General features: G+C 33.2%; 12 protein-coding genes and 3 pseudogenes. 6 read left to right on the top strand and 9 right to left on the bottom strand.

What is annotated here, in order from left to right; translation table 11 throughout:
* Window positions 1-17: 17 nt before the first annotated feature.
* A complete protein-coding gene (locus tag ADIWIN_RS05095; RefSeq protein ID WP_020895429.1) occupies window positions 18-620 on the bottom strand; it encodes a DUF1684 domain-containing protein in 603 nt (200 codons plus the stop codon).
* Window positions 621-735: 115 nt separating this feature from the next.
* On the opposite strand from ADIWIN_RS05095, the gene ADIWIN_RS05090 reads away from it, so the two are divergent.
* Window positions 736-1707: a YpdA family putative bacillithiol disulfide reductase gene (locus ADIWIN_RS05090; RefSeq protein ID WP_020895428.1), complete on the top strand. Its 972-nt coding sequence runs from the start codon at window positions 736-738 to the stop codon at window positions 1705-1707.
* Window positions 1708-1754: 47 nt separating this feature from the next.
* Here the strand turns inward: ADIWIN_RS05090 and ADIWIN_RS05085 are convergent.
* Window positions 1755-2197, bottom strand: a pseudogene (locus ADIWIN_RS05085) (Lrp/AsnC family transcriptional regulator).
* An 84-nt stretch (window positions 2198-2281) separates the two neighbouring features.
* On the opposite strand from ADIWIN_RS05085, the gene ADIWIN_RS05080 reads away from it, so the two are divergent.
* Window positions 2282-2710 (top strand): hypothetical protein, encoded by a 429-nt coding sequence (locus ADIWIN_RS05080; RefSeq protein ID WP_316929632.1) that lies wholly within the window; start codon window positions 2282-2284, stop codon window positions 2708-2710.
* A 4-nt stretch (window positions 2711-2714) separates the two neighbouring features.
* Here the strand turns inward: ADIWIN_RS05080 and ADIWIN_RS05075 are convergent, their stop codons facing one another.
* From ADIWIN_RS05075 to ADIWIN_RS05060, 4 genes are all read right to left on the bottom strand, one after another.
* Complete coding sequence (locus ADIWIN_RS05075) at window positions 2715-3329, bottom strand: DEAD/DEAH box helicase (protein ID WP_020895425.1); 615 nt, start codon at window positions 3327-3329, stop codon at window positions 2715-2717.
* Between the two features lie 55 nt (window positions 3330-3384).
* Window positions 3385-3924 (bottom strand): sigma-70 family RNA polymerase sigma factor, encoded by a 540-nt coding sequence (locus ADIWIN_RS05070; protein WP_020895424.1) that lies wholly within the window; start codon window positions 3922-3924, stop codon window positions 3385-3387.
* A gap of 243 nt (window positions 3925-4167) precedes the next feature.
* A complete protein-coding gene (locus ADIWIN_RS05065) occupies window positions 4168-4641 on the bottom strand; it encodes an OsmC family protein (protein WP_020895423.1) in 474 nt (157 codons plus the stop codon).
* A gap of 257 nt (window positions 4642-4898) precedes the next feature.
* Window positions 4899-8312, bottom strand: coding sequence for a methylmalonyl-CoA mutase family protein (locus ADIWIN_RS05060; RefSeq protein ID WP_020895421.1), 3414 nt, complete (start codon window positions 8310-8312; stop codon window positions 4899-4901).
* 145 nt (window positions 8313-8457) lie between these two features.
* Between ADIWIN_RS05060 and purU the strand changes: the two genes are divergently transcribed.
* The 3 genes and pseudogenes from purU to ADIWIN_RS20285 form a co-directional block, all read left to right on the top strand.
* A complete protein-coding gene (gene purU, locus ADIWIN_RS05055) occupies window positions 8458-9312 on the top strand; it encodes a formyltetrahydrofolate deformylase (protein WP_020895420.1) in 855 nt (284 codons plus the stop codon).
* A 161-nt stretch (window positions 9313-9473) separates the two neighbouring features.
* Window positions 9474-10184 carry a DUF4197 domain-containing protein gene (locus tag ADIWIN_RS05050; RefSeq protein WP_040756592.1) on the top strand — a complete coding sequence of 237 codons (711 nt, stop codon included), beginning with the start codon at window positions 9474-9476 and terminating at the stop codon, window positions 10182-10184.
* Window positions 10185-10309: 125 nt separating this feature from the next.
* Window positions 10310-10480 (top strand): annotated as a pseudogene (locus ADIWIN_RS20285) (Lacal_2735 family protein); the annotation flags it as partial.
* A 160-nt stretch (window positions 10481-10640) separates the two neighbouring features.
* On the opposite strand, the gene ADIWIN_RS05045 reads toward ADIWIN_RS20285, so the two are convergent.
* From ADIWIN_RS05045 to prfA, 3 genes and pseudogenes are all read right to left on the bottom strand, one after another.
* Window positions 10641-11417, bottom strand: a complete 777-nt coding sequence (locus ADIWIN_RS05045; RefSeq protein WP_020895418.1) for an ABC transporter substrate-binding protein — start codon at window positions 11415-11417, stop codon at window positions 10641-10643.
* A 164-nt stretch (window positions 11418-11581) separates the two neighbouring features.
* Window positions 11582-12396: pseudogene (gene pyrF / locus ADIWIN_RS05040) on the bottom strand (orotidine-5'-phosphate decarboxylase).
* 34 nt (window positions 12397-12430) lie between these two features.
* Entirely contained in the window at window positions 12431-13510 is a 1080-nt protein-coding gene (gene prfA, locus ADIWIN_RS05035; protein ID WP_020895416.1) for a peptide chain release factor 1, read from the bottom strand.
* Between the two features lie 229 nt (window positions 13511-13739).
* Here prfA and ADIWIN_RS05030 point away from each other — a divergent pair, with 229 nt between their 5' ends.
* Window positions 13740-14027, top strand: a complete 288-nt coding sequence (locus ADIWIN_RS05030) for a hypothetical protein (RefSeq protein ID WP_040756590.1) — start codon at window positions 13740-13742, stop codon at window positions 14025-14027.
* The last annotated feature ends 5 nt before the right edge of the window (window positions 14028-14032 follow it).

Genomic DNA, 14032 nt, shown 5'->3' with positions numbered 1-14032 from the left:
AGATAGAGGCTTCACGTCTAGTGATTTTTATAAGCTTTTACTCCGACTTCAATTTCTAGTTTAATATAATTTGCGCTTGGTACAATCGGACAAGAATACTTTTCATTATAAGCACACATCGGATTATATGCGGAGTTAAAATCTACTTCTATTATATTCCCATCGGGAATTTCTAAATCTATATAGCGACCACCGCCATAAGTAGAATACCCATTGGTGTGATCTAGAAAAGGCAAGAATAAATAATCTTCAAAACCTTCCGTATGCATTAATTCTTCTCCTTGGTAAACATTCAATTGATGAGATTCACCCTTTAATTCAAAAGTTAAAACTCCAAAAACACGCTCTTTAGATAAGCGATCTGTACTGGTTTTCATATAAAACCATTCGCTACCAGGAGTACGTTTTAAAGTGGCTGATACAACGAAAGTAGAATCATAAGGAAAGAAATCTAAACTTTCAAAAGTTTTTAAATCCTTAGCTTTTAAAGGAGATTTTGAAGCATCCTTAAACTCAGTATTCATTTTTTCTTGAAATGGAGTTTCATATTTTAAAATCTTTTTTTCCTGGCCACAACTAAAACAAAACAAAATCGTAATTAAAACAACTAAAATGCGCATAATTTTAAGATTTAAACTTCAAAAATACAACATATAGAATTTCATTTTAGTTTTATGAGATATTTAATAGTATACATTTTATAATGATATACTTTAAATGTAATTTTAAACACTTATGGAAGATTTAGATTTAGACGTTTTAATTATTGGAGCTGGCCCAATAGGAATTGCCTGCGCATTAGAATGCAAAAAACGAAACTTAAATTATGTGGTACTCGAGAAAGGAGCTTTAACCAACTCATTATTTACTTATCCGTTAAACATGACCTTTTTTTCAACATCTGAAAAATTAGAGATTGACAACATTCCTTTTATTAGCAACAACCCTAAACCAACGCGGAACGAAGCTTTAGAATATTATAGGCGTGTTAGTACCTCTAATACCTTAAATATTAATCTTTATGAAACGGTAATAGAAGTCAACAAAACACCAACCGGATTTAAAATTAAATCGGATAAGTCATTATATAATGCTAAGAAAATCATCATAGCGACTGGCTTTTATGACATCCCTAATCTCTTAAATATAGAAGGAGAAGATTTACCAAAAGTGTTTCATTATTACAAAGAAGCACATCCTTTTACTTTACAAGATATTGCAGTTGTAGGCGCAAGTAATTCGTCGGTAGATGCTGCTTTAGAAATTTACAGAAAAGGAGGCAATGTCACCATGATTGTAAGAGGTGATGCCATTGGAGAACGCGTAAAATATTGGGTGAAACCAGATATTTTAAACCGGATTGAAGAAGGAAGTATTAAAGCCTATTTTAATTCTGAAATCAAAGAAATAAAACCTTCAGAAATCATTATAAAGACTCCTAAAGGCGAAAAAACAATAGCCAACGATTATGTCATTGCATTAACAGGTTATAGACCAAACTTTAAATTTTTAGAGAATGCTGGAATTGAATTTTCTACAGACAGAAAATCCATTCCAAATTACAACCCAGAAACGATGGAATCTAATGTGAAAGGTCTTTATTTAGCTGGCGTCATTTGTGGAGGAAAAGAAACGCACAAATGGTTTATTGAAAACTCTAGAATACATGCTAAAATGATTACTAATCATATAACACAAACGATATAACTACTATAAGAAAGCGTAGTTATGAATCTAGGCTTATCTAGATGTAATTATTTCACGGGTTTAACTTCACTGTATTTAATAACATGAGATAGTACAATCTGTGTTTTAGTTTCACCATAGCTAATCAATTGGTCGATAAAAACCTCTAAATGCTTTTGATTTTTTAGCACTACTTCCATTACTATATTTTCGTTACCTGTAATACGATAGCAATTCACCACCTCATCATAGGTTTTTACCTTCTCTAAAAAAGGTTTTAGCATGCCCATAAAGGCTCGTAATGTAATTAAAGCCTTAAGCTGATAACCAGCTTCAAAAGGAGAAACGAATGTGGTATACCCCTGAATAACTTCAGCATCCTCCATTTTTTTATACGTTCCGAAACTGCTGGCGACGTTATACCAACTTGCCTTCCGATTTCGGCATTAGATATGCGCGCATTCTGTTGCAAGCACTTTAAAATCTTCCAATTTAGATTATCTATTTTCATTTAAAGAAATTTAACTATAATAACATTATTATTAAAGTAAATATACAAAATCACTTTAAATCTTAAAGTTAAAATTAGTTTTTAGTGCTTAATTTCGTATCAATTGCTACTGAAATTATGAATTATAACCTACCATCGCATTTTTCTCATTTGCCTGTTTACCAGAAGGCAATAGATATTATTGTGTTGTCTCGAAGTATCTCAACCTATCTCAATCAAGATTTATCATACTTGAATGCTGATGGTTCAGAGGATGAGCATATTTATTTCTCAGGAGATATTGTTCAACAATCTACTAATCTTGCCCCTCAAATTATTAGTGCTGAACAAGAACGTTGTTCTCATAAAAAGAGTAAGCATCTAGAAAGCTTAGACCGTTTAACAACGCGTCTATACAGCAATTGTAGAAGGCTAGAAAAGTCTAATAGTAACGGAAGAGATTATCTACCTATTCTTCGTGGCGAATTAAGAAAGTTTAGAAAGTTGCAACGCACTTGGATGTTGACGCTTTAAGTCGTTATTTTTTTTCAATTAGTTGTGCATTACTCATAAAAGAATTTTGATAGTTCTTAATTTTAGAACTCATGGCATCGGCAATAATTACAAATTGGCTTTTACCAACACTTTCTGATAAGCGTAATAGGAGGTTATAAGTATTATTCCTACCTACATAATCCGCATCTTCAATAACAAATAATTGGATTTCCCCTAAATGAATACCATTCAAAAAATACAACTTACTTAATCTAGCAGGAGTAGCAATGACTATATCTTGACCGAAATACACTTCCGTTTTTTGCTTTTCAATATCATATTCATCGTAAAGCGCATAAACTCTTAAATCTGTGTTTTTTGTAAAACGCTCAAATTCATCTTTTAAAGCTAAAGCATCTGCCTTATCTTTTACTATAATTACGGCACGTGGAGAATCTTCAAAAGCCTCAGCTTTCAGCTTATGGATAGTCGCAATAATAAGCGCTGTTGTTTTTCCGCTATCTTTTGGTGCAATGATATATGCATCAGAGCCCGCTTTTAATATTGGAAGTACTTTTTTCTGAAACGGATTTGAAGTTTCATAACCAGCGTTTTCTAAAGATTCTTTTAATAAAGGATGTAATTTTTTGAAAGACATGAATGCATTTTTTAAATAGTAAATTAAAAATTTACTAAGGACTGCAAAGATACCATTAATGACAGACTTTACAGTCGGCTTTGTCTTGTATTTCTCCAACTAAATGACCTTCATCATTCATTTTAAAACCGCAACAATCCATAAAACCCTGTGCAATCTGCTTTCTTGCACGCTGAATTTGAGATTTTACCGTTGGTAATGACAAGTGTAATTGATTAGCGACCTCTTGTTGTTTTAAGCCTTTAATATCAGATAAAAACAAAGGGTCTCTATATTTTTTAGGTAAGCTTTTTATAATTCCTCTGAGGCAGTCTTGCTCAGAATGTTCACTAGGTTCTGGCTCTGATTCTATTTCTAAATCGTCCACAGGTAACTCTTGTTTATTTTCTCTAAAGTAATCCAGAATAGTATATCTCGCAATTGAAAACAACCATGATTTCAGTTTATCTTCATCTTTTAGGGTATGCAACTTCGTATGAACTTTTATAAAGGTTTCCTGAAGAATATCTTCTGTAATCACAGGATTCTTTACTTTACTCAGAATAAAGCGTCTTATGTCTTCTGCATATAGTCCCCAAACATCTTTTGTAGTCATACTCTAAATTAATTAAAATTAGTTCGGACACAAAATCTCGCACCCGAACTAACACTAATTTAACAATTGCAATTTGTACATGCACAGCTATTACAAGTACAGTTAAAACAATTTCCTTTTGCGCAATTATCGCAATCGCAAGTGCATTCTTTATTTTTCATGATATCTATTTTATAGTTCATATAATAGACGAGCAAATCTTTAAAAAGATGCAAAAAGATGATAACATTTATTAATGTTGAATTATTTCACCAATATAATTGCTTCGTGAGTAATTGGAAAATTGCAAGAATTAGCTATAAAACATAAGCTGTTTGCCTTATTATGCAAACTTAGTGCTAGTGTTTTTTGTGCCTCATCTTTTATAGTAACTATAGGTTTTAACCTTACGGATTTAAAACTTCCACTTCCTGAAGCATTAACTTCTAAATCGCCTTCTGCATGATCTGTATAGCTTAAAACTTCTATATTATTTTGAGCACAAACGTATAAATAAGACATCATATGGCAGGACGTTAAAGCTGACAATAATAAATCTTCTGGATTGTATAAAGCATCATCACCTCTAAAGGGTTTTGCTGCTGACACCTGTAATGGAGTTGCTTTGTTGTCAATTAATACCTCATGATTCCGACTGAAAGTTCTTGGGTTTTGTGTGCTTTCTCCTTGGTTAATTGTCCAGTTTACGGTTGCTTTAAAGGTGTGTTTTATAGACATGGTGTTATTTTAATTGATGTAAAAAAAGCGCTTCAGATTGAAACGCTTTTTTATTATTTATTGAAATTCTTTAAACTACGTCTAGGTATTATCAATCAAAATATATTTTAATTTGAATAATCCTCTGAATAACAAAAGCCTCTCTTAAAAGTTAACTTTTTTCGATAAAACGAAAAAATCTTTAATTGAGATCCCAAAACTAGTTTGGAATAAGCGATTCGCACACTTTTCAAAAAAATGAAAAGTGGGCTCTCTACTTACATGTTTCGTCTATACTGACCTCCAACTTCAAATAACGAAGCTGTAATCTCACCTAAACTACAGACTTTACAAACTTCCATTAAAGCTTCAAATATATTTTCGTTATTAATGGCGCGTTGTTGTAAATCTGTTAACAATGCTTCTGTATCATTTGCTTCATGAAGATTCGCTAACGTTTTAATCTGAAATTGCTTCTCTTCTTCTGTTGCTCTAATTACTTCCGCCGGCACAACCGTTGGAGACCCTTTAGAACTTAAAAAGGTATTTACACCAATAATTGGGAATTTCCCGTTGTGTTTTAAAGTTTCATAATACAAGCTTTCTTCTTGTATTTTACTACGTTGGTACATCGTTTCCATAGCACCTAAAACACCACCACGTTCTGTAATTCTGTCGAATTCTAAAAGCACAGCTTCTTCTACTAAATCTGTTAATTCTTCAATAATAAAAGAGCCTTGTATTGGGTTTTCGTTTTTATTTAATCCTAATTCTTTATTTATAATCAACTGAATTGCCATCGCACGTCTAACAGATTCTTCTGTTGGTGTGGTAATAGCCTCATCATACGCATTGGTGTGTAATGAGTTACAGTTATCATAAATAGCGTATAAAGCTTGAAGCGTTGTACGAATATCATTAAAGTCAATCTCCTGCGCGTGTAAACTACGACCAGAGGTTTGAATATGATATTTCAACATTTGTGCTCTTGCATTGGCGCCATATTTGTGCTTCATTGCTTTTGCCCAAATTTTACGTGCCACACGACCAATTACTGCGTATTCTGGATCAATTCCGTTTGAGAAAAAGAAGGATAGGTTTGGACCAAATTTATTGATGTCCATACCACGACTTAAATAATATTCCACGTAAGTGAAACCATTAGATAAGGTCAACGCTAATTGTGTAATTGGATTGGCTCCTGCTTCTGCAATATGATATCCAGAAATAGAAACTGAATAAAAGTTACGTACGTTATTCTCAATAAAATATTCTTGAACATCTCCCATTAAACGCAATGCAAATTCTGTAGAGAAAATACAGGTGTTTTGTGCTTGATCTTCTTTTAAAATATCTGCTTGAACCGTTCCTCTAACTTGAGCAATAGTATTGGTTTTAATTTCGGCATACACATCTGCTGGTAATACTTTATCTCCTGTAAAACCCAATAACATTAATCCTAAACCATTATTTCCTTCTGGTAAATCGCCATTATAAGATGGACGCTCTTTGCCTTTATAAATCTTAGCAATTTTAGCTTCAACTTCCTTTTCTAAACCATTCTCTTTAATGTAAAACTCACATTGCTGATCAATGGCCGCATTCATAAAGAAGCCTAATAACATTGGTGCAGGACCATTAATAGTCATACTTACCGAGGTCATTACATTTGCTAAATCAAAACCAGAATACAGTTTTTTAGCATCATCTAAACAACAAATACTAACTCCTGCATTACCAATTTTACCATAAATATCTGGTCTTAAGTCTGGATCGTTTCCATAAAGTGTTACACTATCGAAAGCAGTAGATAAACGTTTTGCTGGTAAACCTGCACTTACATAGTGAAAACGTCTGTTGGTACGTTCTGGTCCTCCTTCACCTGCAAACATACGCGCTGGATCTTCACCTGTACGCTTAAAAGGATATAATCCCGAAGTGTATGGAAATTCTCCTGGTACGTTTTCTTGCAATGTCCAACGTAATAAATCTCCCCAAGCTTGATATTTAGGTAACGCTATTCGTGGAATTTGTAAATGTGATAACGACTCCGAATGTGTTTCGATTTTAATCTCTTTATCTCTTACTTTAAAGCTATAAATTGGATTTTTGTATTTATTAACTTTCTCATCCCAACCTGTTATCACTTCCCAATTGTAAGGATCTAGGTTTAATTTTACACGGTCGAATTCACTAACTAAAAGTTTTACAAAATCTTTATTCTCTTCATTAGGCGCTATCGATTCTGAAGCAATTCCTGCCTTATCTAATTCTGGAGTTGCCTCTAAAACAGATTCTAATGTTTTATAAATACCGTATAAACGCTGAGCCACTTCAACTTGCGCATCTGCGGTTTTATCATAAGCGCGATTACTTTCAGCAATTTCAGATAAATAACGTGTTCTAGACGGTGGAATCACAAAAATCTTCTCGCTCATTTCCTTAGAAATTTCGAAAGTCGATTTTAATTCTGAATTAGCTTTTTCAACCAATTTATCCATAATCGCTTTATAAAGCGTATTCATTCCTGGATCGTTGAATTGTGAAGCTATTGTTCCATAAACCGGCAAATCATCTTGGTGAACATCCCAAAGATGATTGTTACGCATGTATTGTTTCTTTACATCGCGCAATGCATCTAAAGAACCACGTTTATCAAACTTGTTAATCGCTACTAAATCGGCGAAATCTAGCATGTCAATTTTTTCTAATTGTGTTGCTGCACCAAATTCTGGAGTCATAACGTATAAGGCCACATCAGAATGTTCCATGATTTCAGTATCCGACTGACCGATACCAGAAGTTTCTAAGATGATTATATCGTATTCTGCAGCTTTTAGAACTTCAATCGCTTCGTTTACATATTTTGATAAGGCTAAGTTAGACTGACGTGTTGCCAAACTACGCATATACACTCTTGAGTTGTTAATCGCATTCATACGAATACGATCTCCTAAAAGCGCTCCTCCTGTTTTACGTTTAGAAGGATCTACCGATACTAAACCTATAGTTTTATCTGGAAAATCGATTAAAAAACGACGAACTAGCTCATCGACTAAACTCGATTTTCCTGCTCCACCTGTTCCTGTTATTCCTAAAACTGGTGTTTTAGATGTTTTATTTTTTATATGAATTTTGTCTAACGTCGCTTTTGCAACTTCTGGAAAGTTTTCTGCAGAAGATATCACTCGAGCAATTGCTTTTGGATTTTTGGTAGGAAGTAGATCTACTTCGTTACTTAACTCATCTCCAATAGCATAATCTGCTTGTTGTACCAAATCGTTAATCATGCCTTGTAAACCAAGTGCTCTTCCGTCATCTGGAGAATAGATTCTGGTAATTCCATAATCCATTAATTCTTTAATTTCTTCGGGAAGAATAACTCCACCTCCACCACCGAAGATTTTAATATGACTAGCTCCTTTTTCTTTCAGCAAATCATACATATATTTAAAATACTCGTTGTGACCACCTTGATATGATGTTAATGCAATGGCATTCGCATCCTCTTGGATAGCCGTATTCACAACCTCCTCTACACTTCTATCATGCCCCAAGTGAATCACCTCAACTCCAGTAGATTGAATGATACGGCGCATTATATTTATGGCTGCATCGTGTCCATCAAAAAGAGATGCGGCTGTTACTATTCGTACTTTATATTTTGGCTTATAAGGTGCAACTTGTTCCATTCTTAAAAATCTTGCTTATTTAAGAGACAAATTTAAGGAATATTCAAAAATCTAAGGCAATAATCATCAATTATCTAAAACGTAAAGAAAGTGGCGATAGCACACAATTTTAATTACTTTTATCAACTCATTCAAGATTAGTTTTATGCATAAAATCACATTACTTATTCATTGCGCAGATCAACCGAATATTATTGCTTCGGTGACGAGTTTTATGGCTTCAAACGATGGAAATATTGTTTATATCGATCAGCATGTCGACAGAGAACAAAATATCTTTTTTATGCGATTGGAATGTGAATTTGCATCAAGTTCGTTCTCACTTGAAAAATTCAAACACCTATTCAATTCTGAATTAGCCGAGAAATTCCAATTAAAATGGAAAATATATTCCGCTGAAAGAAAACCGAAAATGGCGCTATTTGTGTCTAAATACGATCATTGTTTGTATGATATTTTAGGCCGTTATAACTCGGGTGAACTATTTCTTGAAATTCCATTTATCCTGAGTAATCATCTCGATTTAAAACCTATTGCCGATAGTTTCAACATTCCGTTTTATCATGTTCCTGTCACTAAAGCTATGAAACATGAAGCCGAACAAGAGCAGTTAAATTTATTAGAATCTCATAATATAGATTTTATAGTATTGGCTCGCTACATGCAAATTGTTTCTGAAACATTAATTGATAAGTACCCTAATAAGATTATCAATATTCATCATTCGTTTTTACCTGCTTTTGTGGGTGCAAAACCTTATCATTCGGCATACAAACGCGGTGTAAAAATTATTGGATCTACGAGTCATTATATCACTGAAGAATTAGATGCCGGACCAATTATAGAACAAGATGTGGCGCATGTGTCTCATACGTTTTCAATTAAAGATTTAATAGCAAAAGGGCGCGATTTAGAAAAGATTGTTTTATCTAACGCTATTAAGCTTCACGCCAATAGAAAAGTTATGGTTTACAATAATAAGACGATCATCTTCTCTTAAGCATTATTTAATAGATACAAAATCAACTTAAAAATAACTTAAAAGTGACTATTTAAACTTAAATGTGTCTATACAATAAGCTTAGACGTCTATTTTAGGTTTAAAACTTGAAGTTTTTTTGACTATATAAATTATCTTTGCCAACACTAAAAACTTAAATGATGATTAAAAGAATTTTTGCCCTACTAATTATTTTCAATTTAACGGCTTGTGCTGAGTTACAACAAGTTGTTGATTCTTTACCACAAGGAACTGGTGGTGTTTTAGGTAATGCTGACATTGCAGCCGGATTACGAGAAGCCTTAGACACAGGGATTGAAAAACAAGTAACTAAATTAACCGCAGAAGATGGTTTCTTTAAAAATGAATTGGTAAAAATCGTTTTACCAGAAGAATTACAAAAAGTAGACAGCGCACTTCGTAAAATTGGATTAAGCAGTTTAGCTGATGAAGGTTTAAAGGTACTTAACAGAGCTGCAGAAGATGCTGTATCTGAAGCGACTCCAATTTTTGTAAACGCTGTAAAAGACATCACATTTGATGACGCAAAAAACATTCTTTTAGGAGAAGATAACGCAGCAACATCATATTTAACATCAAAAACACAAACAGAATTATATAGCAAGTTTAAGCCTGTTATTAATAATTCGTTTAGCAAAGTAGGCGCTGATCAAATTTGGTCGAATCTAATTACTAAATACAACAACATTCCTTTAACGAATAATGTAAACCCTGATTTAACGGATTACGTAACTCAAGAAGCTTTAAAAGGTGTTTATACCATGATTGCTGTTGAAGAAAAAGAAATAAGAACAAAAGTATCTTCTCGAGGTAGCGATTTATTGAAGAAGGTCTTTGCAATGCAAGACTAAATCAGCATTGCTCTAAATATTTTGTTATTTTTTACTTAAAAAAACATCTGTTCTAGCTAAATTTTAGTAATTTACTAAGGTATTTATTAAAATTTAGCTGTGAGCAATTCAGAAAAAATAGTAAAAAAAGAATAAAGCTTAAGAAAAAGTATCTTCAACTTATTGAAGATGCTTATAACTTAAGACAAACAGATCACGCATTAAGTGATTTCTCTGAATATAAAGCCACTAAAGTCCTTTATAAAATTAATAAATTAGGATTTGTTGTATACAATACAGAAGTACAAGCCAATTAATCCTAACTTATTAAATTACACTTAATTATATCCTAACATTCTCTTAACTTCTAAGCTAATTAAACTTATCATCTTTGCAGAGCAAAAGATTGAGTTAGTTTAGATCTTACATTAGTTAGTTAGAAGTCGATATTGTAGTTAGGTATCGACTTTTTTGTGTTTAATTATGAAGAGTTTGAAAATAGAGATAAGACTTTAGTAAACGACTGCCATACCAAGAAAACAATTCGCCATCCACAATTTTTATCGTTTTTTTTGGAAATTGAGCTTTCAATTTCAAAACATGTTCTTCTTTAAACGGAAAAGGTTCGCTAGAGAGAAAAATAATATCGGCTTCTTTTAATTTTGGATTACTTAAGTCGACTTCCGGATAGCGTTTTTCATCATTAAATACATTTACAAAACCAGCTTCTGTAATCATAACATCTATGAAGTTATCTGATGCCGCAACCATCCAAGGTTTTTTCCAGATGAAATAAGCGATTTTTAACTTATCTGTATTTTGAAATTGAAGTTGAAATGCTTCGCGTTCTAATTGAATATTTGCTACCAAAGTTGACGTCGTTCTTTTAATATCAAAAATCTCCCCATACATGTTAATCAACTCAAAACAATCGTCGAGATTATAAATATCACTCACGTGAATTGGAGCAATTTCTTCTAGACTTTCAATCATCTCCTTAGTATTCTCCTCTTTATTGCAAAGGATAATATCTGGACGAAGTGCTATTATTTTTTCAATATTGATTTGTTTTGTACCACCAACAACGGCTTTAGACATTCTAAGATGCTTAGGGTGTACACAAAACTTAGTGACGCCAAAAATTGAAGATTCTAAACCCAGATCTACCAATAATTCGGTTTGAGAAGGCACCAAAGAGATGATGCGTTTGGGTGTTTTTTTGAGTTGAATTTCTCGCTTAAGTTGGTCTTTCATCTTGTTAGTTTTATAGCTTACTTTTCGAAAAAATGGTGTTCAGTCGTAGGCTTACTCATATATAAAAATGGTGCTCAGTCGCAGTCGCAGTTTTCAGGCTTACTCATACAGAAACACTGAGACTGAGACTGAGACTGAGACTGAGACTGAGACTGAGACTGAGACTATAAACTCAGAATTTCTGACATATCCAACTGTAATTCTTGGGCTTTTTGAGCTGCAGCCTCCGCGAAATCTTCTTCTTGAGATGCATAAATAATACCTCTAGACGAATTAATTAATAAGCCAACAGAACTATTCATACCATATTTACAAACCTCTTGAAGATTTCCTCCTTGCGCTCCAACACCTGGGACGAGTAAAAAACTATCTGGAATTATTTTTCTAATATCTCCTAAAAACTCGGCTTTAGTCGCGCCTACGACATACATTAAGTTTTCAGAATTCCTCCAAGTTTTAGACGTTTCTAAAACCTGTTTATATAATTCTACACCATCAACCGACTTTGTCTGAAAATCAAAAGCTCCTTGATTAGAGGTTAAAGCTAAAAGAATGGTATGTTTATCCTTAAAAGCTAAAAAAGGTTCTACTGAATCTTTTCCCATATATGGAGCAACCGTTACACTATCAAAACCTAAATCCTCGAAAAATGCTTTAGCATACATCGTACTTGTATTGCCGATATCTCCACGTTTGGCATCTGCAATCGTGTAAATTTCAGGATGGTTGTCGTTGAGATAGTTAATCGTTTTTTCTAAAGCTTGCCAACCTTTAATACCGTAAGCTTCATAAAAAGCTGTGTTGGGTTTATAAGCCACACAAACATGGTGTGTAGCATCTATAATGGCTCTATTAAAAGCGAAAATAGGATCTTCTTCTTTTAATAAATGCTTTGGAATTTTATTTAAATCGACATCTAACCCTATGCAAAGGAAAGATTTCTTTTTTGGATTTGGTATATAAGTTGCTGTGTGGTCATAGTATAAAAAAAGCCTCAAAAAAGAGGCTTCAATTTAAATTTCATCATCATTAGCCTTCAACAACTCCGTGTTTTCTGCTAACATTAATTCATCTATTATTTTTTGAATATCACCATTAATGATATTTTGCAAATCGTAAAGTGTTAAACCTGGCACTCTATGGTCAGTGACACGACCTTGTGGATAATTGTAGGTTCTAATCTTAGCAGATCTATCACCAGAACTTACCATACTTTTACGTTTTTCAGAATCAGCAGCCTGTTTTTTTGCCAACTCTAAATCGTATAAACGCGAACGTAAAACCTTTAAAGCTTTTTCTAAATTTTTGTGTGATGATTTCTGATCTTGACAACTTACAATCATTCCTGTTGGTTCGTGATGCAACTTAATAGCCGAGTACGTTGTATTTACCGACTGACCTCCAGGACCAGTTGATGTCGTACGCTCTATACGAACTTCCGTCATGTCTAATTCGTAATCAAACTCTTCCGCTTCTGGTAATACCATAACGGTTGCTGCGCTTGTATGCACACGACCTTGAGTTTCTGTTTGTGGGACACGTTGTACGCGGTGTACACCAGCTTCAAACTTTAAAGTTCCGTAAACATCTTCACCTGAAACTTCAAAAATAATTTCTTTAAAACCACCAGATGTTCCATCACTCTGACTTACAACATCGACTCTCCAGCCTTTATCACTACAATATTTTGAATACATTCGGTATAAATCACCTGCAAAAATACTGGCTTCGTCTCCACCTGTACCAGCACGAACCTCTACAACGACATTTTTAGCATCGTCTGGATCTTTAGGAATCAACATAAAACGAATCTCTTCTTCTAGCTTTTCAATAGTTTCTTCAGCCTCTTCAAGTTGCATTTTAGCCATATCTACCATTTCGGCATCAGAGCCATCTGCAATAATCTCTTCAGCTTCAGAAATATTCTCTAAGGCTTCTTTGAAGGTTTCACCTTTATCTACAATTAATTTGAGATCCTTGTATTCTTTCATCAGCTTGGTGTAGCGCTGTTGATCTGATATAATATCTGGTTGAATGATAAGATCATTGATCTCGTCAAAACGTTGTTTTATAATCTGTATTTTCTCTAACATCTATCTTCAAAAATTGAAGTCCAAAAATACAAATTTTTTAAGATATAAGATGTCTTCACTTTTAGAATAAAGAACAAAGCCTTGTAAGTTTTAAATGATAAAAATTGGTTCTTATTACCCATGTTACAGGAACCTACTTTAATCTCAAAAAATAAATTAATCTAAAAAAAATCATTTGGAGGAAAATTCAGCAAATAAAACACACTAAACAAGCGTTATCTATTTTAGTATGTATCGATTCCTAGCTATACTTACATTTTACAGACCGTTTGTGGTTTGGTCATTTATTGCCAATGCTATTATCGGATTTTTAAATCCACATATAGCACCAGCATTAGTGACTAAATTATTTCTTACGGTTTTTGCATGGTATTATGTGAATGAGACTAATAACAAACGAAAACTAATTTTTTATAAAAATCTAGGGCTTTCTACTTTAACGCTTTTTTCCGTAATATTTATTTTAGATTGCATTTTAACCATTATTTTCATTACAATACTTCAGGAATTTACTTGATAACT

Source organism: Winogradskyella psychrotolerans RS-3, assembly GCF_000427335.1.
Classification (GTDB): Bacteria; Bacteroidota; Bacteroidia; order Flavobacteriales; family Flavobacteriaceae; genus Winogradskyella; species Winogradskyella psychrotolerans.
The sequence above is the reverse complement of the archived record's forward strand: the minus strand, read 5'-3'. Positions and strand labels throughout refer to the sequence as shown.

Coding starts and splice junctions, on each gene's coding strand:
- ADIWIN_RS05095 (WP_020895429.1), bottom strand. CDS start 620: ATGCGCATTTTAGTTGTTTTAATTACGATTTTGTTTTGTTTTAGTTGT.
- ADIWIN_RS05090 (WP_020895428.1), top strand. CDS start 736: ATGGAAGATTTAGATTTAGACGTTTTAATTATTGGAGCTGGCCCAATA.
- ADIWIN_RS05075 (WP_020895425.1), bottom strand. CDS start 3,329: ATGTCTTTCAAAAAATTACATCCTTTATTAAAAGAATCTTTAGAAAAC.
- ADIWIN_RS05070 (WP_020895424.1), bottom strand. CDS start 3,924: ATGACTACAAAAGATGTTTGGGGACTATATGCAGAAGACATAAGACGC.
- ADIWIN_RS05065 (WP_020895423.1), bottom strand. CDS start 4,641: ATGTCTATAAAACACACCTTTAAAGCAACCGTAAACTGGACAATTAAC.
- ADIWIN_RS05060 (WP_020895421.1), bottom strand. CDS start 8,312: ATGGAACAAGTTGCACCTTATAAGCCAAAATATAAAGTACGAATAGTA.
- purU (WP_020895420.1), top strand. CDS start 8,458: ATGCATAAAATCACATTACTTATTCATTGCGCAGATCAACCGAATATT.
- ADIWIN_RS05050 (WP_040756592.1), top strand. CDS start 9,474: ATGATTAAAAGAATTTTTGCCCTACTAATTATTTTCAATTTAACGGCT.
- ADIWIN_RS05045 (WP_020895418.1), bottom strand. CDS start 11,417: ATGAAAGACCAACTTAAGCGAGAAATTCAACTCAAAAAAACACCCAAA.
- prfA (WP_020895416.1), bottom strand. CDS start 13,510: ATGTTAGAGAAAATACAGATTATAAAACAACGTTTTGACGAGATCAAT.
- ADIWIN_RS05030 (WP_040756590.1), top strand. CDS start 13,740: ATGTATCGATTCCTAGCTATACTTACATTTTACAGACCGTTTGTGGTT.